Source organism: Streptomyces sp. NPDC014764 (assembly GCF_043082785.1).
In the GTDB taxonomy this organism is placed as follows: Bacteria; Actinomycetota; Actinomycetes; order Streptomycetales; family Streptomycetaceae; genus Streptomyces; species Streptomyces althioticus.
Window position 1 is genome coordinate 391,656 of sequence record NZ_JBIBXY010000006.1, and the last position, 23,457, is coordinate 415,112.

19 protein-coding genes and 1 tRNA gene are annotated in these 23,457 nt (G+C 72.8%); 7 read left to right on the top strand and 13 right to left on the bottom strand.

What is annotated here, in order from left to right; all coding sequences use genetic code 11:
• Positions 1-59 precede the first annotated feature (59 nt).
• A complete protein-coding gene (locus ACF1AG_RS18285) occupies positions 60-1,493 on the bottom strand; it encodes a S8/S53 family peptidase (protein ID WP_359606582.1) in 1,434 nt (477 codons plus the stop codon).
• Between the two features lie 127 nt (positions 1,494-1,620).
• Between ACF1AG_RS18285 and ACF1AG_RS18290 the strand changes: the two genes are divergently transcribed.
• Positions 1,621-4,227: a CHAT domain-containing protein gene (locus ACF1AG_RS18290; RefSeq protein ID WP_359606581.1), complete on the top strand. Its 2,607-nt coding sequence runs from the start codon at positions 1,621-1,623 to the stop codon at positions 4,225-4,227.
• A 395-nt stretch (positions 4,228-4,622) separates the two neighbouring features.
• On the opposite strand, the gene ACF1AG_RS18295 is transcribed toward ACF1AG_RS18290, so the two are convergent.
• Both ACF1AG_RS18295 and ACF1AG_RS18300 read right to left on the bottom strand, forming a co-directional pair.
• Positions 4,623-5,291: an MSMEG_1061 family FMN-dependent PPOX-type flavoprotein gene (locus ACF1AG_RS18295; protein WP_391810038.1), complete on the bottom strand. Its 669-nt coding sequence runs from the start codon at positions 5,289-5,291 to the stop codon at positions 4,623-4,625.
• A gap of 120 nt (positions 5,292-5,411) precedes the next feature.
• Positions 5,412-5,485: transfer RNA gene (locus ACF1AG_RS18300), tRNA-Pro, on the bottom strand.
• A gap of 182 nt (positions 5,486-5,667) precedes the next feature.
• Here ACF1AG_RS18300 and ACF1AG_RS18305 point away from each other — a divergent pair.
• A complete protein-coding gene (locus ACF1AG_RS18305) occupies positions 5,668-6,831 on the top strand; it encodes a Gfo/Idh/MocA family oxidoreductase (RefSeq protein ID WP_359606579.1) in 1,164 nt (387 codons plus the stop codon).
• Positions 6,832-6,843: 12 nt separating this feature from the next.
• Here ACF1AG_RS18305 and ACF1AG_RS18310 read toward each other — a convergent pair whose 3' ends face one another.
• Positions 6,844-7,419: a TMEM175 family protein gene (locus ACF1AG_RS18310; RefSeq protein WP_359606585.1), complete on the bottom strand. Its 576-nt coding sequence runs from the start codon at positions 7,417-7,419 to the stop codon at positions 6,844-6,846.
• 93 nt (positions 7,420-7,512) lie between these two features.
• The gene (locus tag ACF1AG_RS18315; RefSeq protein WP_359606578.1) at positions 7,513-8,547 is read right to left on the bottom strand and encodes a LacI family DNA-binding transcriptional regulator; all 1,035 of its coding nucleotides are present in this window, start codon (positions 8,545-8,547) and stop codon (positions 7,513-7,515) included.
• A 109-nt stretch (positions 8,548-8,656) separates the two neighbouring features.
• Here ACF1AG_RS18315 and ACF1AG_RS18320 point away from each other — a divergent pair, with 109 nt between their 5' ends.
• From ACF1AG_RS18320 to ACF1AG_RS18335, 4 genes are read left to right on the top strand one after another with little or no spacing between them, the layout of a single operon-like run.
• Positions 8,657-9,832 carry a phytanoyl-CoA dioxygenase family protein gene (locus tag ACF1AG_RS18320; protein WP_387795262.1) on the top strand — a complete coding sequence of 392 codons (1,176 nt, stop codon included), beginning with the start codon at positions 8,657-8,659 and terminating at the stop codon, positions 9,830-9,832.
• A 14-nt stretch (positions 9,833-9,846) separates the two neighbouring features.
• Positions 9,847-10,623 carry an SDR family oxidoreductase gene (locus ACF1AG_RS18325; RefSeq protein ID WP_359606575.1) on the top strand — a complete coding sequence of 259 codons (777 nt, stop codon included), beginning with the start codon at positions 9,847-9,849 and terminating at the stop codon, positions 10,621-10,623.
• Between the two features lie 34 nt (positions 10,624-10,657).
• A complete protein-coding gene (locus ACF1AG_RS18330; protein ID WP_359606573.1) occupies positions 10,658-11,662 on the top strand; it encodes a Gfo/Idh/MocA family oxidoreductase in 1,005 nt (334 codons plus the stop codon).
• On the top strand, positions 11,659-12,669 hold the full coding sequence (locus ACF1AG_RS18335; RefSeq protein ID WP_391810039.1) for a Gfo/Idh/MocA family protein: 1,011 nt from the start codon (positions 11,659-11,661) through the stop codon (positions 12,667-12,669). The genes ACF1AG_RS18330 and ACF1AG_RS18335 overlap by 4 nt, the downstream gene beginning before the upstream one ends.
• Positions 12,670-13,157: 488 nt before the next feature.
• Here the strand turns inward: ACF1AG_RS18335 and ACF1AG_RS18340 are convergent, their stop codons facing one another.
• The 3 genes from ACF1AG_RS18340 to ACF1AG_RS18350 form a co-directional block, all read right to left on the bottom strand.
• Complete coding sequence (locus tag ACF1AG_RS18340; protein WP_391810040.1) at positions 13,158-14,177, bottom strand: WxL protein peptidoglycan domain-containing protein; 1,020 nt, start codon at positions 14,175-14,177, stop codon at positions 13,158-13,160.
• Positions 14,178-14,304: 127 nt separating this feature from the next.
• Positions 14,305-16,260 (bottom strand): fibronectin type III domain-containing protein, encoded by a 1,956-nt coding sequence (locus tag ACF1AG_RS18345; RefSeq protein WP_391810041.1) that lies wholly within the window; start codon positions 16,258-16,260, stop codon positions 14,305-14,307.
• A 123-nt stretch (positions 16,261-16,383) separates the two neighbouring features.
• The gene (locus ACF1AG_RS18350; protein WP_387795265.1) at positions 16,384-17,577 is read right to left on the bottom strand and encodes a HupE/UreJ family protein; all 1,194 of its coding nucleotides are present in this window, start codon (positions 17,575-17,577) and stop codon (positions 16,384-16,386) included.
• Between the two features lie 190 nt (positions 17,578-17,767).
• Between ACF1AG_RS18350 and ACF1AG_RS18355 the strand changes: the two genes are divergently transcribed.
• Positions 17,768-18,442, top strand: coding sequence for a hypothetical protein (locus ACF1AG_RS18355; RefSeq protein ID WP_391810042.1), 675 nt, complete (start codon positions 17,768-17,770; stop codon positions 18,440-18,442).
• 43 nt (positions 18,443-18,485) lie between these two features.
• Here the strand turns inward: ACF1AG_RS18355 and ACF1AG_RS18360 are convergent, their stop codons facing one another.
• From ACF1AG_RS18360 to ACF1AG_RS18380, 5 genes are read right to left on the bottom strand one after another with little or no spacing between them, the layout of a single operon-like run.
• Positions 18,486-19,505, bottom strand: coding sequence for a Gfo/Idh/MocA family oxidoreductase (locus ACF1AG_RS18360; protein WP_359600824.1), 1,020 nt, complete (start codon positions 19,503-19,505; stop codon positions 18,486-18,488).
• A gap of 31 nt (positions 19,506-19,536) precedes the next feature.
• A complete protein-coding gene (locus ACF1AG_RS18365) occupies positions 19,537-20,439 on the bottom strand; it encodes a sugar phosphate isomerase/epimerase (RefSeq protein ID WP_359600823.1) in 903 nt (300 codons plus the stop codon).
• A gap of 1 nt (position 20,440) precedes the next feature.
• Positions 20,441-21,352: an ATP-binding cassette domain-containing protein gene (locus tag ACF1AG_RS18370; RefSeq protein ID WP_359600822.1), complete on the bottom strand. Its 912-nt coding sequence runs from the start codon at positions 21,350-21,352 to the stop codon at positions 20,441-20,443.
• Positions 21,353-21,357: 5 nt separating this feature from the next.
• Complete coding sequence (locus tag ACF1AG_RS18375) at positions 21,358-22,437, bottom strand: ABC transporter permease (RefSeq protein ID WP_359600821.1); 1,080 nt, start codon at positions 22,435-22,437, stop codon at positions 21,358-21,360.
• Positions 22,437-23,456 carry a sugar ABC transporter substrate-binding protein gene (locus ACF1AG_RS18380; RefSeq protein ID WP_359600820.1) on the bottom strand — a complete coding sequence of 340 codons (1,020 nt, stop codon included), beginning with the start codon at positions 23,454-23,456 and terminating at the stop codon, positions 22,437-22,439. The genes ACF1AG_RS18375 and ACF1AG_RS18380 overlap by 1 nt, the downstream gene beginning before the upstream one ends.
• Between the last annotated feature and the right edge of the window lies 1 nt (position 23,457).

Here is a 23,457-nt window from a genome sequence, read left to right on the forward strand (position 1 = left end):
GGTGCCACCCCTCGTGTACGGCACGTCATGGTACGCCGCGGAGGGGAAGATTCCGATCGTCATGGCCGCGCGGTGGGGGCCGGGACGCGCACGGGGCGCCAGGTGGGCGGCAGCAGCGCCGCCTTGTGCGTCCCGCGTACGTCCACGAACTCGTCGACGGCGTCGAGAAGTTGCCGACGGGCCACGCGTGGGTCGCGCTCCCCGCGGGCCACCATGTGGGAAGCGATCATGCCGGCCGCGACGGGGGTGGCGAACGAGGTGCCGCTCCACTGCGCGAGCCCTTCGAACATCACCTGATCCGGCTTGGCGGTGCCGCCGTCCTCGCTCAACACGCCTGTGTGGCGCGGGTGGTGACAGGTGCAGACGTAGTCGGAGCCGTAGCGGCAGGCGTCGTAGGTGGAGTGCTGGTACACGTACGGGACGGGCGTCTCGAAGCCGGTGAGGGCGCTGGTCAGCCGTTCGCCGGGGGCGTACGCCTTCACCCAGCCGCCGTGGTTGCTGAAGCAGGCGCCGGCCTCGCCGTCCGCGCGCAGCGCGCCGACCGACAGCACGGCGTCCTCGTATCCGGGCAGGTCCGCGTAGGCGGCCGGCCAGAACGGCGTGGCGCTGCCGTTGTTGCCCGCGCAGGCGACCAGCAGCGTGCGCTGCCGGCGCAGTTCGCGCATGAAGGCGTCGACGCCGAGGAGTCCGTCGGTGCGGCCGTTGGACGTGCCGGCGGAGAGGCTGAGGACGTCCGGCCAGCCGCCCGCCTCGACGGCGTCGAAGAGTTTCTCGCCGAACTCGTGCTCCAGCACCGCCCCCGCGTCGTTGAGCGCGCCGCTGACGGTGATGTCGGTGTGCGGGGCGACGGCGGCGACCAGTCCGGCGATGAACGTGCCGTGTCCGCAGTACTGCTGGAGGATCCCGTCGTCGTCGCACTCGGCGACCTGCGCGTCCCCCACGGTGCGGGCGAGCGGCGGGTAGGAGCGGTAGTCGTGCATCAGGCCGGTGTCGACGACCAGCACGCGCGCGGCGTCCTCGCCGGGTTCGCCGTCCGTCTCGGCGACGGCCGGGTTGGGCCGGGCATCGCGCGCCACGGGCACCGGCTCGTCGCCGGGGCAGGCGTTGACCGCGATGTGCACCACGTGGTTGCGGGTGACCATGCGGCGTCCGGCGCGGCCCTCCACCGCGGAGAGGGCGCGCAGGGCGCCGGAGACGGCAGGGTCGCCGCCGGCGTCGCCCTCGCCGGGGTCGGACACCTGGATGCGGACGACGCCGGAACGGTTGCCGGCGGGACCGAGACGGCGGACGCGGTCCGGGGCGCCCGCGGCGAAGGTGCGGAAGTGCCCGCGCACGGTGTCCTCGACGACCTGCGCCTCCTCCCCCTCGCGGGCGAGGACGACGCCCTTCTCGTAGAGGAACTCCCCCGCGTCGTCGGGTCCCACGGCCAGCGGGACGCCGGGCATGGAGCGCTGGATCTGCCGGAACTGCTCACGGAAGCGCTGGGGTGGCATGGCGTGGTCCTCCACTGGGGCGACGGGGCCGGAGCCGCGGAGCTGTCGTGATGAAGAGCCTCCGAGGGCTCCTTTGATACAACGCCGAACCTGTGGGGCGTGGTTGCGGACCACTACCATCGTGCAGGTGACAGCGGGAAGCGACGCGGTGCAGGACCTCCTTCCGCTGGTGTTCGCCGCCCCGGGCGAGGCACTGACGAAGGCGGAGTCCGTGCTGCGGCACCGCCCCGAGCCCCTGCACGCCTCCGTGGCGCATCAGGTGATCGGTATCTGGCAGCGGGACTTCGGGGACATGCGGCTCGCCCTGCGTCATCTGCGCCGGGCGCGGGACTGGGCGGCGCGGGCGGGTTCGGCGGACCGGGAGGCGGACGTCCTCGCCACCCTCGGGGTCGCGCTGGTGCACTCCGGTCGCACCCGGCAGGGCCTGGACGCCCTGGGCCGGGGCGTACGGCGCGGCACCGGCCACACCCGGGCCCGGGTGCTGTTCCGGCGGGCGTACTCGTGGTGGGTGCTGGGCCATCACAGGGAGGCGCTGGAGGACGTACGGCGGGCCGTGCCGGTGCTGCGGCAGGCGGGCGACGTGATCTGGACGGCGCGGGCGCTGACGCTGCGGGCGACGGTGCATCTGGCGCTGGGCGCGGTGGAGCGGGCCGAGGCGGACTTCGCGTCGGCGGAGGACCTGTGGGCGGTCACGGACCAGGAGCACGACAAGGCGGACGCGGTGGAGAGCCGAGGTCTCGCCGCCTTCCGTTCCGGTGACGTCCCGGCGGCGCTGCGGCTGCTGGACGAGGCGGAGGAGCGGTACGCGAAGCTGGGCACGCCGACGTTCATGCTGAGCATCCGGCGCTGCGAGGTGCTGATGGCCGCGGGACTCGCGGCGGAGGCACTGGCCGAGGCGGACACGGCGATCGCCGAACTGGACTCCATCGGCGGGCAGTCGACGCGGAAGGCGGAGCTGCTGCTGGCGGCCGCGCGGGCCGCCCGGCAGGCCGACGACCCGGCGACGGCGACGGCCCGCGCGGGGCTCGCCGTGCGGTTGTTCGCGGGGCAGCGGCGCGCCTGGTGGGAGGCGCACGCGCGGCTGGTGCTGATCGGGGCCCGCCACGCGGCCGGGAAGAAGTCGGGCCGGCTGGTCCGGGACGCGGCGGCGGTGGCGGAGCGGCTGGTGGAGCTCGGGGCGCCGGCCGCACCGGAGGCGCTCCTGCTGGCCGGGCGGATCGCGCTGGACCTGGGCCGGACGGCGGACGCGGAGCGGCATCTGGCGGTGGCCGCGCGCAGCCGGCACAACGGGCCTCCGCTCGCGCGGATGACGGGCTGGGCCGCGCAGGCGCTGCGCGCACGGGCGGCCGCGTCCACGCGGGGTGTGCTGGAGGCGTGCCGACGCGGACTGGACGTGCTGGACGACCACCGGATGACGCTGGGCGCGTCGGAGCTGCGGGCGCGCGCCACGACGCAGGGCGCGGAGCTGGCGGCGCTGGCGCAGCAGGCCGCGCTGCGGTCGGGCGGCACGCGGCGGCTGCTGGTGTGGAGCGAACGCTGGCGGGCCACCGCGCTGTCCGCGCCGCCGACCCGGCCGCCCGCCGACCCGGAGCTGCTGAGTCACATGACCGCCTACCGGGAGATCGCGGCGCGCGCCGAGGAGGCCCGGATGGAGGGCAGACCGGTGCCGGCCCTGGAGCGGGAGCAGCGCCGTCTGGAGCGGGCGATCCGCTCCCGCACCCTGCACATGCGGGGCGAGGCCCACGGCGACGACACCCGCTTCGACGTGGGCCGGCTGCTGGAGCAACTGGGCCACGGCATACGGCTGGTGGAGCTGGCGGTGGTCGACGGGCGGGTGCAGGTGCTGCTGTGCGGGCAAGGCCGGGTGCGGCGGTTCGAGGCGGGGTCGCTGGCGGCGGCCGAGACGGAGGCCGAGCACGTGCAGGCGGGGCTGCGGCGGCTGGCCCATCCGGGGGCGCAGGCGCGGCTGCCGGTGGTGGAGGCGGCGGGCCGCCGCCTGGAGGAGCTGCTGCTGGGGCCCGCCGCGGCGCACCTGGGCGACGGCCCGGTGGTGATCGTGCCGCCGGGGCGGCTGCACCGGGTGCCGTGGGCGCTGCTGCCGTCGCTGCGGGAACGGGTCGTCAGCGTGTCCCCGTCGGCGAGCAGCTGGCTGCGCGCGCGGGAGACACGGCCGCCGTGGGGCGGACGTCAGGTGCTGGTGCGCGGGCCGGGTCTGGCGACGGGCGGCGCGGAGGTGACCCGGCTGGCCGGCCGGTACGGCGGTGCGACGGTGCTGGAGCACCGGGACGCCACGGTGCCGCGGGTGCTCGCGGAGCTGGACGGGGCGGGGCTCGCGCACATCGCGGCGCACGGCACGTTCCGCACGGACGGTCCCATGTTCTCGTCCCTCCGGATGGCGGACGGCCCGCTGATCGTGCACGACTTCGAACGGCTCGGCCGCAGCCCGTACCGCATCATCCTGTCCTGCTGCGACACGGCTCGCTTCGCCACGGTCGGCGCGGACGAACTCCTCGGCCTGGTCACGGCGTTGCTGCCGCTGGGCACGGCGGGCGTGGTGGCGTGCAGCGCGCCGGTCAACGACGCGGCGGTCGTCCCCCTGATGCTCGCCCTCCACGAGGGCCTGGCCGCGGGTCTCCCTCTCCCCGAGGCACTCCGCGACGCCCGGTCGGCGATGCCGGACGACGCCCTGCACCGGGCCACGGGGTGGGCCTTCACGGCTTTCGGGGCGGCGTGAGGACGGCCCGTGCGGGCCGGCCGGGGTGTCCAGGGCGCGGGCGGTGCGCGACCCCGCCGTACCGGTGGAACGGCCCGGTACCGGGTCGCCGTGCTGCCCGCGCTGTCCTACGACGCCGCACCTTGTCGGTCGCTCCGTGGACCGAGGCGGCGTACGGCCGCATGCCGGGGGCGCGTCGAGACGGTGCGCGCACTCCTGAGGCACGGGGCCGAGCCGAACCTCGGTGAGGACCACGGCACCGGGTGGTCACCGCCGTGGCCGTCGCCGCACTGGCCGTGTCCTGCCTGCCGTTGGCCGGCGACGGCACGGACACCGGGACGCGCACGGCGCCCGGCGCTCATGCACCTGGCCGTGGCGGCCGTACTGATCCCCGGACCGGCCGGCCGGCCTCGCGCTCACTCGTAGCGCGTGCGCAGCGATTCCCGCTCGATCTCCTCGATCTGCTCGACGGTCAGACCCGGCAGGTTCAGCTGCGCCAGCGTCACCTGGGCGCTGCTCGGCTGGGCGTCGGCGGGCAGCCACTTCTCGGGCTGCCAGGCGTTGCCGCGCATCAGCGACTTGGGGCAGTGCGGGTAGGCCTGTTCGATCCGCACCACGATCGCGGAGGCGGGCGGCTGGCCCACGGCGGTGAGCCGGCCGAGCAGTTCGGGGCGGGCCGAGACGAAGGCGTGCCCGTTGACGCGGAGCGTGGTCGTGCGGCCGGGGACGACGAAGAGCAGGCCGACCTGCCCGGTCTCCACCACGTTCTGCAGGGTGTCGAGCCGCTTGTTGCCCGTCGCGTCGGGGATCGCCAGCGTCCGGTCGTCCAGCACCGCGACGAACCCGGGCGGGCCCCCGCGCGGGGTCACGTCGGCGCGGCCCGCGGCGTCCGCGCTGCCGACGAGGACCAGCGAGGCGCAGCCGATCAACGCCCGAGTCTCGTCGGTGAGATGGTCGATTTCCTTGCGGACCGCGTTCTCGTTGGGCTGCGGATACAGCTCGCGCAACTGTTCCGTGCTGGTGAGGGCGTCCGCCTTCAGGGCGTCGTAGAGCAGGCCGGCGGTGGTCCCCGTGTCGGTGGTCATACGTACGACCCTAGAAGACGGCCTCGGTCCTGCGCAGAGCTCCGCGTGATTCCGCGCGGTGGGCACGGAATGCTTCGGGGGCCCGCCGGATGTACCGGCGGGCCCCTGATCCTCGCATCGTCGGGACGACAGGATTTGAACCTGCGACCCCTTGACCCCCAGTCAAGTGCGCTACCAAGCTGCGCCACGTCCCGATGCGACTCCCGCGGCGAACCGCGTGATCTCGCAGGTCAACCCTACCGTATGCGGAGGGGCGGGTGGGCCGGGGCCGTAGCCCGGCGAGCCCGCACATTTGTCCTGTCAAACGGTTGACAGGACACTCCGCCCGGCCCGAAGGTGGGCGGGCAGGACAGGACCCGGCCGGAGAGAGGCAGTCATGGTGGATGCGCTGGGCGTCGCCGTCGTCGGATTCGGCTGGATGGGGCGGGTGCACACCCAGGCCTACGCACGGGTGGCGCACCACTTCCCAGGGCTGCCGCTGCGGCCGCAACTGGTCGCCGTGGCCGAGGAGGTGCCGGGGCGGGCGGAGGAGGCCGCCGCGCAGTTCGGGTTCGCCTCGACCACCCGCGACTGGCGTGAGGTGGCCGCCGACCCCCGGGTGCGGGCGGTCAGCATCACCGCTCCGAACTTCCTGCACCGCGAGATCGGCGTGGCCATGGCCGAGGCCGGCAAGCACATCTGGATCGAGAAGCCGGTCGGGCTGACCGCGGAGGACGCGCGGGCGGTCGCGGACGCCGTCGCCAAGGCCGGCGTCCAGGGCGCGGTCGGCTTCAACTACCGCAACGCGCCCGCCGTGGAGGCCGCCCGCGAGCTGATCGCGTCCGGCGGCATCGGCCGGGTCACGCACGCCCGCGTGCGGCTGTTCAGCGACTACGCGGCCCACCCCGAGGGCGCGCTGACCTGGCGCTACGAGCGGGAGCGCGGCGGCAGCGGCGTGCTGGGCGACCTCGCCTCGCACGGGGCGGACCTGGCCCGCTTCCTGCTCGGCGACATCGCCTCCCTGACCGCCGACACGGCCATCTTCCTGCCCGAGCGGGCCCGCCCGGCCGGCGCCACCGCGGGGCACTCCCGTGCGACGGGCGGCGAGCTGGGCGCGGTGGAGAACGAGGACTACGTGAACTGCCTGCTGCGGTTCACCTCCGGCGCGCGGGGCGTGCTGGAGGCCTGCCGGGTCTCCGTGGGCGAGCAGAACAACTACGGCTTCGAGGTGCACGGCACCGAGGGGGCGGTGTTCTGGGACTTCCGCCGGATGAACGAACTGGGCGTCAGCCGCGGCACCGGCTACCAGGACCAGCCGGTGAGCACGGTGTACGTCGGGCCGGGCGACGGCGAGTTCGGCGCGTTCCAGCCCGGCGCGGCCAACGCCATGGGCTACGACGACCTGAAGGTGATCGAGGCGTACCGCTTCCTGCGGTCGGTCGCCGAGGGCGTCCCGTACGGCGCCACCCTCGCGGACGCGGTGCACAGCGCGGCCGTGCTGGACGCGATGGCGCGGTCGGTGGAGGACCGTGCGTGGGTGACGGTGGACGCGCCCGCGTGAGTGACCGGACGCTCATCTCGCCGCCGCATCCTCCTTCCGCCCCAGCCACACCTTCATCGGCACCAGTACCAGCCACCACCACATGGCGGCAGGCCCCACCACCAGAGCCAGGGGAATGGTGATCAGAAACACCGCCACCATGGCCCCCAGGTCGACGGCGTAGAGGAACTCGTTCCGCAGGGGTTCGGCGTCGCCGTGCAGCCAGGGCCGGCGGGCGACGACGACGGCGAGGGCGAGGTGCACCGCGCCGAGGGAGGCCACCGCCGCCGAGTAGATGACGACGGAGGCGCTTTCGTCGCCGTACTCGGAGACCAGGGCGGTGGGGAACGGCAGCAGCGCGGCGAGGCCCAGGCCCAGGACGGTCAGCCAGATCACGTCGGCGTCCACCAGCCGCACCCGGTGGAAGATCGCCCGGTGGTCGCGCCAGAAGCCGGCCAGCACGGCGATGCTGATCGCGTAGGCGCCCAGATTGGGCAGGACGTCACCGAGCGCCTGGTGGAACTCGTCGGTGTCCAGTCCCTGCGGTACCTGGATGTCGAGGACCAGCAGGGTGATGGCGATGGCGAACACGCCGTCGGACAGCGCCAGCAGCCGGTCGGGCCCGCCTTCCGTGGTCGGTCTCCTCATGCGCACGACGGTAGGCACGGCCGCCCCGGCGGGCGGGGCTACACGCCAGGCGGGTCACCCGGCCACGGCGGGCGCGGGCATGTTGTAGGGCGTGACCACCTGGATCGCGGACGGCAGGGTGGGCCCGGCGGGCGGCAGCGCGCCGTGCGCGCGCATCACGACGTGGCAGGCCTCGCGCAGGTCGTGGCGCAGGTCGTGGTGGAGGACGGCGGACAGCCGGTGCTCGCGCAGCAGCCGGGTGTTGTCGTGGTCGAGGTCGTGCGCGACGAACACGGCGCATTCACGTCCGGCGTCCTCGAAGGCGCGCAGGGTGGCGATGTTGCCGCCGCCGATCGAGTAGACGGCGCGGATCTCCGGGTCGCGGGCCAGGGCGGCGCGGACCAGGTCGTACTGGGTGGCGTCCAGGCCCTGGCCCTCGGCGATCTCGACGAGGGTGCGCCCGGGGTGGCGGACGCGCATGGTGCTGCGGAAACCCATCTCGCGCTCCTCCTCGTTGCGGAAGAATCCGCTGGAGAGGCTGGTGAGCACATTGCCGGGCCGGTCGCCGAGCCACTGGCCCATGAGGTAGGCGGCGGTGGCGCCGGCCGCGCGGTTGTCGCTGCCGACATGGCCGATCCGGGCGCTGACCGGCAGGTCGGTCACCAGGGTCACGACCGGGATGCCGGCCGCGGCGAGCCGGCCGACGGCGGCGGTGATCTCGGGGACGTCGGGCGCCTTGAGCAGTACGCCCTGCGAGCCGCGGCGGGCGATCCGGTCGAGGACCGCGACCAGTTCCTCGGCCGGCCCGGTCTCCCGGAAGTGGAAGCGGGAGCGCACCACCGCCGGGTGCAGGGACGGCAGTTCGGCCTCCAGGGCGGCGCGGACGGCCGTCGAGAACCGCTCCGGCGACTGCATGACGATGTCCACCATGAACGTCCGGCCGACCAGGCGGACCTGGGTGCGCTGCCGGTCCAGGTCGGCGATGGCCCGGTGCACCTCACGCGCGGTGCTCTCCCGCACCCCGCCCCGGCCGTTGAGGACCCGGTCCACGGTGGCCTCGCTCAGTCCGGCCTGACGTGCGATTTCACGGATCGGGAAGGGGTGCCCCATGCGACTGCTCCTGAGGGGTTTTTGATGGGTTCCTGATGGTGGTGCGAGGGGTTTGTTCTGACAAGAATGACATCACCAGCGTCGCTCCGTGACCCGAAGGGACGACTCCATGTCCGCATCGTCTTCCGTGCAGACCCCCGCGCCGGCCGCCTGGCTGTCGGAGCGGGACTGTGATCTGGACGCCTTCCGCGCCTTGGTCGAGCAGTCGACCGACGCCTCCTCGTACCCGCTGGCCTCCGCGGTCGAGCGGAACGTGCTGCTCTACGACGCCGAGCGGCTCGCGCTCGCCGACCGCCGCACCGCGCAGGCCGAGCTGGTCCGCGCCCTCGCCGACGGCCCCGGCATCGTGGCGATCCGCGGCGCCTTCTCCGACACCTCGGTGGTGGACCGGGCCACCGCCGTGTTCGACGCCCTGATCGCCCAGCAGCGGGCGTCGGGCGCCACCGCCGGCGACCACTTCGCGAAGCCGGGCGCCAACGACCGGGTGTGGAACGCGCTGGAGAAGGCCGCGCTGCACGACCCGGAGACGTTCGCCGACTACTACGCGAACGACATGGTCGCCCTGGTGTCCACGGCCTGGCTGGGCCCCGGCTACCAGGTGACCTCGCAGGTCAACGTGGTGAACCCGGGCGGTGCGGCGCAGACCGTGCACCGTGACTACCACCTGGGTTTCCTGTCGAACGAGACGGCCGCCGCCTACCCGGCGCACGTGCACCGCCTCTCCCCCGTGCTCACCCTCCAGGGCGCCGTCGCGCACTGCGACATGCCGGTGGAGTCCGGGCCGACGATGTACCTGCCGCACTCGCAGAAGTTCGGGCCCGGCTACCTCGCCTGGCGGCTGCCCGAGTTCCAGGCGTACTTCGACGACCACCACATCCAGCTCCCCCTGGCCAAGGGTGACGCGGTGTTCTTCAACCCGGCGCTGTTCCACGCCGCCGGCGCCAACCACTCGACGGACATCCGGCGCGCGGCCAACCTGCTCCAGGTGTCGTCCGCCTTCGGCCGGGCCATGGAGACCGTGGACCGCGAGGCCGTGGTGGGCGCCGTCTACCCGGTGCTGCTGGCCCGCAAGGCCGAGGGCGCCTCGGAGCAGTGGCTGGAGAACGTGATCGCGGCGAGCGCGGAGGGCTACCCGTTCCCCACCAACCTGGACAACGACCCGCCGGTCGACGGCCTCGCCCCGCCGTCCCAGGCCGACGTGGTACGCAGGGCGCTGCGCGAGGGCTCGACCCCCCGAGCCCTGCGCGACGAACTGCGGGCCGCGGCCGCCCGCCGCGCGAGCTGACCCGAAAGGACATCATGGGACTCCTCGACGACAAGGTCGTCCTCGTCAACGGCGGCAGCCAGGGTGTGGGTGCCGCCGTCGCACGGGCCGCGGTGCGCGAAGGCGCGGTCGTGGCGGTCAGCGGCCGCCGCCCGGAGGCGGGCGAGGCGCTGGTCGCCGAACTGGCCGGGCAGGGCGGCAAGGCCATGTTCGTACGGGCCGACCTGGCCGACGCCGAGCAGGCCAAGGACACGGTCGCCCAGGTGGTACAGGCGTACGGCCGCATCGACTGCCTGGTGAACTCCGCCGGACTGACCTCACGCGGCACGCTCCTGGACACCACACCCGACCTGTTCGACCAGCACATCGCGATCAACCTCAAGGCGCCGTTCTTCGCCATGCAGGCCGCCGTGGCGGACATGGTGCGGCGCGCCGAGCCCGGCACGATCGTCAACGTCATCACCTCCTCGGCGCACGGCGGACAGCCGTTCCTCGCCCCCTACGTCGCCGCCAAGGCGGGTCTGATGGGCCTGACCCGCAACGCGGCGCACGCCCACCGGTGGGACCGCATCCGCATCAACGGTCTGAACATCGGCTGGACCGCGACCGAGGGAGAGGACGCCACACAGCGCACCTTCCACGGCGCCGGCGACGACTGGCGGGAGCAGGCCGCCGCACGGCTGCCGATGGGCAAGCTCGGCCAGCCGGACGAGATCGCCGACTTCGTGGTCCTGCTGCTCTCCGACCGCTCCGGGGTGGTCACCGGCTCCGTCGTCGACTGGGACCAGAACGTCCTCGGCGGCCTCGACTGACCTGCCCCGCCCTCTCACCAAGGAGCACCACCACATGCGCATCGGAATCCTCGGCCTCGGCCGCATCGGCGCCTTCCACGCCGAGACCCTGTCCGGGCTCGACGCCGTCGAGTCCCTCGTCGTCTCCGACCCGTTCGCGGACGCCGCGAAGGCCGCCGCGGAGCGCTTCGGCGCGCAGGTCGCGGACTCCCCCGAGGCGGTGCTCGCGGCCGGTGTGGACGGCGTGGTCGTCGCCGCCGCGACCGACGCCCACCCGCACCTGATCACGGCCTGCGTCGAGGCGGGCGTCCCCGTCTTCTGCGAGAAACCGGTCGCCCGCACGATGACCGAGGGCGTCGAGGTGCTGAAGGCCGTCGCGGGCCGGGACGTGCCGGTCCAGATCGGCTACAACCGCCGCTTCGACACCGGCTTCGTGGCCGCCCGCTCCGCGGTCCGGGCAGGCGAGCTGGGCAAGCTCCACACCGTGCGCTCGACGACCCTGGACCCGGCACCGCCGCCCGCCGCGTACATCGCCGCGTCCGGGGGCATCTTCCGCGACTGCTCGGTGCACGACTTCGACATCATCCGCTGGGTGACCGGCCGCGAGGTGACCGAGGTGTACGCGGCCGGCGGCAACCGGGGCGCCGACTTCATCAAGGAGGCGGGCGACGCCGACACCACGGGCGCCATCCTCACCCTGGACGACGGCACCCTCGCGGTGGTCTCCAACAGCCGCCACAACGCCCGGGGTTACGACGTCCGCATGGAGATCCACGGCTTCACCGACTCCATCGCGGTGGGCCTGGAGGACAAGCTGCCGCTGCGCTCGGTCGAACCCGGCGTCACCTTCCCGGCGGGCGTGCCGCACGACTTCTTCATGGACCGCTTCACCGACGCCTACCGCGCCGAACTCCTCGCGTTCACCGAGGTGGTGGCGGGCTCCCGCCCGTCCCCGTGCACGATCGAGGACGCCCTCGAGGCGGGCTGGATCGCCGAGGCGTGCACACTGTCGCTGCACGAACACCGTCCCGTCACCCTCGAGGAGGTACGGCAGGCATGAGCGAGTCCGCTCCACTGCGCATCGGAATCCTGGGGGCCGCTCGCATCGCGGAGCGCGCCCTCGTCGCCCCGGCCCGGTCCGGCGGCCACCGCCTGGTCGCGGTGGCCGCCCGCGACCGCTCCCGCGCCGAGGCCTTCGCCGCCGCGCACGGTGTGGAGCGGACGCACAACTCCTACGCCGATCTCATCGCCGACCCCGAGGTCGAGGTGGTCTACAACCCGCTGGCCAACGGGCTCCACGGCCCGTGGAACCTGGCCGCGCTGGCGGCCGGCAAGCACGTCCTGACGGAGAAGCCGTCGGCGAGCAACGCAGCGGAGGCCCAGGAGGTACGGGAGGCCGCCGCGACGTCCGGCACGGTCTTCATGGAGGCCTTCCACTACCTCTTCCACCCGGTCACCCGGCGGCTTCACGAGCTGCTGGCCTCCGGCGAACTGGGCGAACTCCGGCACGCGGAGGCGATGGTGGCGATCCCCGCCCCCGAGCCCGACGACCCGCGCTGGTCCCTGCGTCTTGCCGGCGGCGCCCTGATGGACCTCGGCTGCTACGGCCTGCACGCCCTGCGCGTGCTCGCACCGTGGGCGGGCGGCGCACCGCGCCCGGTCGCGGCGCGGGCCGGGGAGCGGGCGGGCGCGCCGGGCGTGGACGAGTGGCTGGACGCCGACCTGTTGTTCCCGGGGGGCGCCACCGGCACGGCCCGCTGCCACATGGCGTACGACCGTCTGGAGATGAGCCTGCGTTTCGTCGGCACGCGGGGCGAGGCCACGGCCCCGAACTTCGTGCTGCCGCACCAGGACGACCGGGTCGTGATCCGCACCGGCGACGGCGAACGCACGGAGCATCTGGGCACGCGCTCGTCGTACGCGTACCAGCTGGAGGCCTTCGCCGCCCGGGTGCGGCGGGGGACGCCGATGCCTCTCGACGCGGTCGATGCGGTCGAGACGATGCGGCTGGTGGACGCGTGTTACACGGCGGCGGGGTTGGGGCCGCGGCCCCGCACGGAGCGCTGATCACGCCGGTACCGGTGTTGCTGTGGGCCGGGGGGTGGTCGGCGCACCTCGCCGCCAACGAGGTGCCGCCGCGCCCGCCCTCCCCACTCTCGGCTTCGCTCGAGCGGGAGGTATCCCCATCGCCCTGGGGGGCACGAATGCCCGCGGACTGCGCGGCGTGTGCCCGCCACCGGTGTCGGTGTGGCCGCACACGGCGGGGAGGGGACGGGGTGGGGGTGGGCGCCCGCAGCGGCTGGCGCGTCCGCACCGTTCACTTGCCGACAGGCACGATCGCGCCAGACCGAGGACGACCACCCCCACCGCGGCCCCGCACCACCCACCCGCCGTAGGCGCTACGCCCGCCCCCACCGACCGCAACCCTGCACCGCAGGCACGCGACCCCAGCCCCCACCGGACAGAACCCCGCGCCACAGGCGTCGGACCTAGGCCCTCACCCCCACAGCACCCCGCGCCGCAGACGCGTTACCTCACCCCCCACCGGCCTGACCTCAGCCCATTGCTGCCTTCACCGCGTCGCGCACCAGCGCCGCCTCGCGGGCCTTGCGGCGGGTGCGGTTGCGGCGGGCGAGGAGCACGATCGCGGAGACCGCCGCGATCAGCAGCAGCACGATCAGCGCAAGCGTCCACGGGACGGCCCACGCGCCCGCACTCGCCTCGACCGGCTTCAGCGGGGTCGTGGACCCGGAGGCGTCCGTCAGCAGGGGCAGCACCTTCGCGGTGGCCGTGAGCCGGACCCCCGGGGCGACGTCCGCCACAGGCACCGTCACCTTCCACCGCTCCCCCGGCAGCAGCGCGGGCGTGTCGGGCAGGTCGTCCGCGGCCGTGCGCAGCCATCCGAACGGCCCCCGCACGGCGACCTCCTGACGCCCGGAGAGCAGGGCGTTGCCCGTGTTGTGGACCGTGTAGGTGACGGTGGCCGAGCCCTTCGAGAAGGGGCCCGCGCTGCCGTGGTAGTCGAGGTGTACGTCCTCCACCGCGAGCCGCGGCTTCAGCTCGCCGCCGACCCGGACGGCGACACGGAGGCCGAGGCGCCGGTCGACGTTGATGCCGGCGGCGGTGTCGGCCTGCTTGAGGGAGGTGAGGAGGCCGCCCACGTGGTCGCCGGGGGTGGCGTTCTCGGGGACGGTGACGGTGAAGGGGACGTCGGCCGACTTGCCGGGCGCGACGGTGACGGCGGTGACCTTCGGACGGGTCCACGCGCCCACGCCGGTGGACTTCCTGTCGCGGGTGAGCAGGTCGAGCTGTCCGGCGTCGGTGGTGTAGCCGTCGGAGGCGTAGACGGCGAGCCGCAGCGGCGCCTTGCCGCGGTTGGTGACGACCATGGTGTCCTCGACCGTGCCGCCCGGGTTCACCGCGTAGCTGAAGCTGGAGCGGTCGTCGCCGTAGGCGTTGGCGCCGGTGCGGACCCGCCAGCTGACGTCGCCGTCGGCGGCCGCCGCGGGAGTCGGGTGCGCGCAGACGAGCGCGAGCACCGTCAGCAGGCCGAGGACGGCGGCGCGGACAAGCATGGGGAGGCGAACGGGAAGGCGGGGTGTCCATCGGGAGACGGCGAGCACGTGCATATGGGGGGTTCTCCAGGAGCGGGAGGCGTGGCGGGGCACACAAGGTGCGTGCCCCGCCACGCCGTCGGACGGATCAACTGCTCAGCGCGGTGATCGTGAGGGTCGCCCGGTAGGAGCCCTTCGCGACACTGTCCGGGATCTTCAGGTCCAGGTCGGCACCCAGCCGGGCCTCGCCCCGCGGGTGGCCCTGCTCGGCGGAGGCGAGCCCCCGCGAGACGGACAGACCGGCACCCTTGTCGTCGTAACCGGAGGCCACTGCGGAGGCCGCCTTGGCGCCCGCGCCGCCGTTGAGGACGTACGGCTTCCAGCCGAGGTAGGAGCCGGCGAAGTTCTTGCCGGCATCCTGGAAGTCACTGACGTTGGCCGAGACCGACCAGGGCGAGAGCGAGCGGCGGCTGTCGGTCACCCGGAGCGGGTTGATCTTGCCGGTGGCCTCGAAGTGGTCGCCGTCGCGCTCCTTGGCCGTACCGAGGTCGACCAGGCCGTTGTAGCCGTCGATGGTCCAGCCGAACTCGCCGGGCGCCGCGTCCGGGACGTTCACCTGGAGTGACTGCCCGTCACCGTTGTACGGGTGCACGGTGACCTTGTCGACCACCGAGCCGACCGGCTTGTCCGGGTTGGAGCAGGGGACGTTGCCGTTGTCGACGGCCGGGTTGGGCGCGTCGCAGGTGCCGGAGCGGACGTTCTCCAGGACCAGCTTGTCGGACCGTACCTTGACCCGGACGTACGACCGCACGTGCTCCTGGTTCTCCACCGAGTTGAACCAGAAGTTCTCCGGGTTGAGCGGGTCGGGGCCGTTGCCCTGGACGCCCGTGCCGGAGTTGTCGGGCTTCTTGATGTCGTAGTACTTCGAGCCCGAGGCGGAGTTGGCGGTCACGTAGATGACGCCGCCCGGGCCCGGGTAGACCTCGGCCTGGCCCGGCTGCTCCGTCGGATCGGCCTTCTGGCCGTTCTTGATGGCGTAGCTGCGCGAGTAGCTGTGGTCGTGGCCCTGCAGCACCATGTCGATGCCCAGGTCGGAGAACGCCGTGGTGAAGTCCTTGCGGCGGTCCTTGTTGCCCTGGTCGTAGGAGTGGCTGGCGGGCGAGTAGATGGAGTGGTGGTAGACCAGCACCTTCCACTTGGCTTCCGAGCCGTGCTTCTTGATGACGTCGGTGATGTACTCGACGTGCTGGGCGTCCTTGGTGTCGCTCTGGGCGTTGCTGTTGATGTCGATGAACAGCACATCCTTGTGGATGAACCAGTAGTCACCGCCGGACCGGGTCGCCGCGTCCTTGTCGTAGTACGCGTCGGACTTGTCGGTGTTGGGCGTGAAGTGGTGCTGCTCGTAGGCCTTGCCACCGACGTCGTGGTTGCCGATGGTCGCGGCGAGCGGGACCTGACGGAGCTGGTCGGGGCCGAGGAACGACGTCCACTGCTCCTCGTTGTTGGCGCTCTCGACGTGGTCGCCGCCGGACACGAGCAGTTCCGCGTCGGGGTTGGCCTCGGTTGCCACCTTGAGGGTGTCGGCCCAGCCGACGCCGTCCTTCCGCGCGTCGCCGCTGGAGCCGATCTGCGGGTCGCCGAGGAACAGGAAGTCGTAGTCGCCCTCGAAGTCACGCGTCTTGAAGGTGTAGGTCTTCGACCAGTTGCCCTCGGAACCGACCCGGTAGGAGTACTCGACGTTCTCCTTGAGCCCGGTGGCGGTGGCATGGCGGTTGAAGCCGCCGCTGGAGGCGATGTTGGCGCCGCCCGTGGCGGCGAAGGTGGCCGCGCCGGCGGGGAACTCGCCGCCGACGAGCGTGGCGGTGGGGGCGACCTGGAGCTCCTGCGCGGTGTCCGCCGAGGAGTACCAGGTGACGGTCCGCTGGGTCTCGTCCGCGCCGACGCCGAGGACGACGCCGGACAGTGCGGCGGAGTCGGCGGCGACGGCCGGGGCCGCCGCCCCGCTGCCGAGGGCCATGGTCAGTCCCAGGACGACCGTGGCGGCGCCGCCGGCGACACGGCGTCCGACGGAGCCGTCGGTCTGGGTCTTGCTGCTGGGTCTCATGCGTTCTTTCGTTCCTTGTGCGTTCATGAGTGCACGGATGTGGCGGTGTGAACGGTGTCGGCCCGCCATGAACCGGCGGGGAACGATCCGGCCGCCTTGCCTGAACGTTCCGTCAAGGGCGGTTCAGGTTTCGGTAATGCGCTGCACGCACCAGATCAGGCCCATGACGGCGACCCCGGCGGCGACGAGCCCGGTGACGAGGCGGCCCGCGCGGGGCGCTCGCCGCCGCAGGGCCGCCAGCGCCGGGAAGGTGAGCCCGATGAGCGCCAGCTGCACCGCCTCGATCCCGAGGTTGAACACCGCCAGCGACCAGAGCAGGGTCCAGGACCACGCCGCGTCGATGCCCAGCGCCCCCGCGAACCCGAGCCCGTGCACCAGCCCGAAGCAGAACACGACGGCGAGCCGGGTCCAGCCGGCCCGGTCGAGCCGGAAGTGGCCCCGCCCCGGCGTGGGCGGGCGGTCGGCCCGGCGGGCGAGCCGCCACAGGTGCCAGCCCGCGACGACGGCGATCGACGCGGCGATGACGGGTTCCACGACGCCCGCGGGGACGTCCACCACACCGAGCGCGGCGAGCAGGAAGGTGACCGAGTGGGCCAGCGTGAAGCTCGTCGCGGCGAGCACGACCTCGCGCGGGCTGCGCGAGCCCACGATCAGGGCCAGCAGGAACAGGATGTGGTCGATGCCGGTCAGCAGGTGCTCGGCGCCCAGGCGGAAGAACTCCGCGAACCGCTCGTACCAGGCCTGGTCGAGGGAGAAGGACGGGTGGGCGGCGTCGAGCGCGGCGCTGCCGGAGAGTCCGTCGACGGCGTACGTGACGATCGTCTTCGTGTCCTTGACGTACTGCTCCCGGTCGGGGAAGAGCGTGCTGCGCAGCACCGTTCCGTCGCCGTCCGCACAGGTCCAGTCGAGGACGAGGACGGCGTACGGGACGCCCTCGCGCCGGGTCATGGTGACGTCGCCCGCCCGGTGGGCGGTACAGGCCCGGCCCCCGGAGGTGAGAAAGAAGCGCCGGGTGACGTAGCCGACCGCGGCCTCCGCGTGGTCGTCGAGCACCCGGGCCCTGGTGCGGTCGTCGCCGTTCTCGAAGGCTGCCGTGCCCTCCCGGAAGAGGGCGTCGTCGTCCTCCGCGTCGGCGGCGGAGACGACGAGGAGGTCGTATTCGAGCTGCAGAGTGGTGCGGGGCCGGCCGTCGGTTTCGACGACGTCGGCGTACACGGTGGAGGTGAAGCCGTGCGCCTGTGCCTGCCCGCCGAACCCGGCGAGTGCGGCGACGGTCAGGCACAGGGTGAGAAGAGTGCGGCGAATCCGCTGTGACATGGTGCTCCTTCAGGTTTCCGGAGCACCGTGCGCGGGTGGGATGAACGGCGTCCGACGCGGCGGCGAAACGTCGGACAACAACCCGTTCCCGGGCCCTCGACGGGGTGGGTGAGGGCGTGCGGCGGCGCAGGATGGGGGCGCGCCCATCCGCGCACCACCGCACCCGCCACCGCTCAGAGGGACGATCGTCTTGCGCTCACCGCTTCGGGCCGCCGCCGCGCTGGCGGCGGTCGCCACCCTGGTCTCCGGATGCGCCTCGGCCGACAACTGGTCGCGGCCGCACGCCGCTCCCACCCCCGTGGGCGTGCTCGGACCGGGTTTCACCGACCCGACGGCCACCCCCACCCCGGAGGCGACGGTCACCCCACGCCCCGGGTCGTGGGACGGCGTGCACCCGCCGGAGGACTACCGGGTGGTGCTGCTGACCGCCGGGGACGACCGGCCGACCCGGGCGCTGGTGAAGGCCGTGCGGGACTGGGCCGAGGAGGAGGACGTCGACCTGCGCACGGTGACCGCCGACGACCCCGCCCGCTACGTCGCGTCGGTCCGCGAGGCGATCGACATGGGCCCGGACCTCGTCGTCGGCGCCGGCAACGACCTGGTGGACCCGCTCGCGGCCGTCACGCCGAGCCATCTGGACCAGCAGTTCCTGGTGGTGGGTGCGGAGCTGGCCGAGCCGACGGAGAACGTCACGGCGGCCGACTGGAGCGGGGCTTCCTTCCGCGGCGAAGGGCTCGGCATGTCGTCGACGTACGACCCCGCGTCGTTCACGGCGGCCCGGTGCGGGGCCGCCGTGCGGGCGGGGGTGGCGGCGGTGCTCAACGGCCTCACCGGGATCGTCGTGTGGCTGGACGACACGGCGTAGGGCCGGCCGTGCGGTCACGGCCGGCCCTGCGGGGAACGCGGAATCAGGCGTACAGGGGCGGCTCCTCCGCGAGCTCGACCTCGACCCGTCCGCCCTGTTCGAGCGCCCGGACGCCGGCCTCGCAGACGGCCGCGGCGGCGTAGCCGTCCCAGGTGCTGGGGCCGGTGACCTCGCCGCGGCGGGTGGCGTCGACCCACGCCTGCACCTCGTCGTCGTAGGCCTGGGCGAAGCGTTCGGTCCAGTCCTGGGTGATGGTGCCGCCCCAGCGTCCTGCCATGTTGGTGACGAGCTGGTGGCCGTCGCCGATGCGGGCGGTGCCGCGTTCGCAGACCGCCTCGGCCTGCACCTGGTAGCCGAAGCCGCAGTTGACGAAGATCTCGACGTCGGAGAGGGCGCCGCCGTCCGTCTCCAGGACGACGAACTGCGGGTCGCGCAGTCCGTCGGGGGAGCCCGAGGAGGGCGTCGGCCGGAGCACCGTCACGGCGGTGATCTCGTGGCCCAGCAGCCAGCGGGTGGCGTCGACCTCGTGGGCGACGGAGTCGCTGATCAGCATGGAGCTGGTGAAGAAGGGCGGGCTGGCCACGTTGCGGTGGCGGTTGTGCAGCATCAGCGGCCGGCCCAGCTGCCCGGTCCCGAGCAGCGCCTTGAGGCGGACGTACTCGGTGTCGTAGCGGCGCATGAAGCCGACCTGCACCCGGCGGTGGCCGAGGGCCAGTTCGGCCTCCATGACGCGCAGCGCGGAGGCCGCGTCGGGGGTGAGCGGCTTCTCGCACAGGACGGGCAGGTCGCGTGCGAACGCGCCGAGCAGGGCCGCCTCGTGGGCGGGTCCCGAGGAGGCGATGAGCACGGCGTCGACGCCCGGCGCCGCCATCGCCTCGTCGGCGTCGGTGTGGGCGGTGCAGCCGTCGACGCCGGCCGCGACGGCCTTGGCCCGTTCCTCGTCGACGTCGACGACCGCGGCGACCCGCGCCCCGCTGATCACCCGGTCGATCCGCCGCACGTGGTCGGCGCCCATGCGGCCGGTGCCGATGACGGCGATGCCGAGGGGCTCGCGCCCGTTCATGTGTGTCGCCTCCCGGTCCGGGTGTGGTGGTTCAGGCGCCGCAGGAGCGGAGGAACTTGCGGGTGCGCACCGCGATGGGCAGCGGCTTGTCCGGCTCGCAGGGGTACATGTCCTGCTCGACGATCGCGAACAGGTCCACGCCCAGCTTCTGCGCGGCCGTGAGGACCGGGCCCAGTTCCGGCACGCCGGCGGGCGGCTCGCACATCACGCCGCGCTGGACGGCGGGCCCGAACGGGATCTCGTTCTTGACGACGTCGGCGAGGATCTCCGGGTCGACCTGCTTGAGGTGCAGGTAGCCGATGCGCTCGCCGTAGGTCTCGATCAGCTTGACGCTGTCGCCGCCGCAGTAGGCGTAGTGACCGGTGTCGAGGCAGAGGCTGACCAGACCCGAGTCGGTGGAGTCGAGGAAGCGCTCGACGTGTTCCTCGGTGTCGATGTGGGTGTCGGCGTGCGGGTGGACGACGATGTCGAGCCCGTACGTCTCCTTCACCTCGCGGCCGAGGCGTTCCATGCCCCGGGTGAGGTGGCCCCACTGCTCGGTGGTGAGCTCCGGCGGCTCCAGGATCTCGGCGGTCTTGTCGTCCCGCCAGAACGACGGGATGACGACCAGGTGCTGTGCGTCCATCGCCTGGGTGAGCGCGGCGACGCGGCTGACCTGCTCCCAGGTGGAGTCCCACTCGGAGGGGCCGCGGTGCAGCCCGCAGAAGATGGTGCCGGCGGAGACGCTCAGGCCGCGGCTGCGCACCTCGTCGGTGAGGCGGGCCGGATCGGTCGGCAGGTAGCCGTAGGGGCCGAGTTCGATCCAGGAGTAGCCGGCCTCGGCGACCTCGTCGAGGAAGCGCTGCCAGGGCACCTGCTGCGGGTCGTCGGGGAACCAGACGCCCCAGGAGTCGGGGGCGGAACCGACCCGGATGCGGTCGAGGGCGACTGCCATGTCAGGACTTCCCTTCCGGGGTTGCGGCCGTGGGTGCCCGGAGGTCGCCGGACTCCGGCAGACCCTCCGTGTCGACGCCGCGGACCTGCGCCAGCTCGTGCTTGAGCGCGGCCAGTTCCGCGCCGCCGGCCATGTGGTTGGTCAGCTCCTCGAGACTGACCTGGCTGCGGTCGGCGCTGAGCTCCAGGGTGCCCAGGCGCAGCACGTTGAACTGGTCGCCGACCATGTAGGCGTGGTGCGGGTTGTGGGTGATGAAGATGACGCCGAGGCCGCGGTCGCGGGCCATGGCGATGTACTTCAGGACGACGCCGGACTGCTTGACGCCGAGGGCGGCGGTGGGCTCGTCGAGGATGAGGACGCGGGCACCGAAGTAGACGGCGCGGGCGATCGCCACGCACTGGCGCTGGCCGCCGGAGAGCGTGCCGATGGGCTGCTCCAGGTCGTCCAGGACGATGCCCATGTTGCGCAGTTCCTCGTCGGCTGTCCGCTTCATGCGGTCGATGTCGAGGCGGCGCAGCGGCCAGGGGCCCTTGGTCATCTCGGAGCCGAGGAAGAAGTTCCGCCAGACCGGCATCAGCGGGACGACCGCGAGGTCCTGGTAGACGGTGGCGATGCCCTTGTCGAGGGCCTCGCGCGGGGTGGAGAAGCGCACCGGTTCGCCGTCGACGAGGAACTCGCCCTCGGTGTGCTGGTGCAGCCCTGAGACGATCTTGATGAGGGTGGACTTGCCGGCGCCGTTGTCGCCGAGGACGCAGGTCACCCTGGAGGGGTGGACGGTCAGGTCCACGCCGTGCAGGGCGCGGATGTTGCCGTAGGACTTGCCGGCGGCGCGGAGCTCGACCAGGGGGCGGTCCCCGTCGGCCGGGGTGTCCGTGCGGACGGCACCGTCGGTGCCGGTCGTCTTGTCGGTCATTGCGGTCACCTCCGGGTCGCCGTGCGCTGGACCCACAGATTGATGAGGACGGCGCCGAGCAGCATCACGCCGAGGAAGGCCTTGAACCAGTCGGGGTTCCAGCCGGCGTAGACGATGCCCTGCTGCACCATGCCGAACATGAAGGCGCCGAAGACCGGTCCGATCGCGGAGCCGTAGCCGCCGGTCAGCAGGCAGCCGCCGATGACCGCCGCGGCGATGTAGATGAGCTCCTGGCCCACGCCCTCGCCGGACTGCACGGTGTTGAAGGAGAACAGGTTGTGCATGCCGACGAACCACGCGCCGAGGCCGACCAGCATGAACAGGGAGATCTTGGTGAAGGTGACGGGGACGCCGACCGCGCGGGCGCTGTCCTTGTTGCCGCCGACCGCGAAGATCCAGTTGCCGTACTTGGTGCGGAGCAGGACCCAGGTGGCGAGGGCGGCGAAGACGAGCCACCAGATCACGGTGATCTTCACCTGGACGCCCCCGACCTCGAAGCTGGAGGCGAAGAGCGCCTTGGCCTGGTCGAAGCCGTCCATGTCGGCGATGCTGTCGGTGGCGACGTTGCCGGTGACGAGTTTGGTCACCGCGAGGTTGACGCCCTGGAGGATCAGGAAGGTGCCCAGGGTGACGAGGAAGCTCGGCAGCCCGGTCTTCACCAGCATCCAGCCGTTGAAGAAGCCGACGGCGAGGGACACCACGAGGGCGACGATCACGCCCATCCACACGTTCAGGGTGAGCTGGTAGCTCAGCATGCTCGCGGTGAGCGCCGAGGTGACGACGGCGACGCCGGCCGAGAGGTCGAACTCGCCGCCGATCATCAGCAGCGCCACGGGCAGCGCCATGATCCCGATGGTCGACGACTGGTACAGGATGTTCGCCATCGAGCTGCCGTCGCGCACCGGCGGGGCGGCGACCAGGAAGAACACGAGGACCGCGACGGCGCCGAGGAACACGCCGACCTCGGGCCGGGCGAGCAGCCGCAGCGCCAGCGGGCGCCGCGTGGTGCGGCCGTCCTTCTGCTGTTCGGGGCCGGGGGCCGGCGGCGTGGTCGCCGCCGGCTCAGCCTGTTGGGCCATGCTCATCACCGGGTGCCCTTCGCGGCGAACTGGGAGACCGCCTCGACGTTGGACTTGTCGACGAACGCCGGGCCGGTCAGGACGGGCTGCTCGCCGCCGCCGCTGTAGTTGCCGTTGTTCTTGTAGAGCCACAGGCCGTCGACGGCGAGGTAGCCCTGGAGGTAGGGCTGCTGGTCCACCGCGAACTGGATGTCGCCCTCCTGGATGGCTCCGGTCAGCTCCTTGTTCAGGTCGAAGGTGGCGACCTTCGCCTTGCTGCCGGCCTCCTCGACGGACTGCACCGCGGTCGGCGCGAAGGGCGCGCCGAGGGTGACGACGTAGTCGATGGAGGAGTCCTGCTTCAGCTTGGCGGTGATGGTCGACTTCACCGACGGCATGTCGGTGCCGTTGACGTTGAGGACCTGCGTCTTGCCCTCGAAGGTCTTCTCCAGGCCGGCGCAGCGCTGGGTCAGGCCGATGTTGCCCTGCTCCTGGACGACGCAGACCGCGTTCTTCGCGCCGACCTCGTTGAGCTTCTTGCCGAACGCCTCGCCCGCGACGGTCTCGTCCTGCCCGAAGAACTCCAGCAGCCCGAGGTCCTTCCAGTCGCTCAGTCCGGAGTTCAGGCCGACGACCGGGATGCCGGCCGCGGTGGCCTTCGCTATGACGCCCTTGAGCGCGTCCGGCTTGGCGAGGGTGACCGCGATGCCGTCGACCTTCTGGTCGATGGCGTTCTGCACCAGGTTGGCCTGGTTGCCGGCGTTCGGGTCGGCCGAGTAGATCAGCTTGACGTTGTCCTTGTCGGCGGCGGTCTGCGCACCCTTGCGCACGATGTCCCAGAAGGTGTCGCCGGGCGCCTGGTGGGTGACCAGGGCGACCGTCATCTGCGGCGTCGAGGCCTTTCCGGCCGAGGCGTCCGCTCCGCCTTCCTCGGACTTCTTGCCGCCGCTGCTGCTCGAGCAGCCGGCGAGAGCCAGGGCGGCTGCCGCCGCGGCCGCGACGAAGGGGGCGACTCTGCGGGAGCGGGGGTGGGAAGAGCGGTCCATC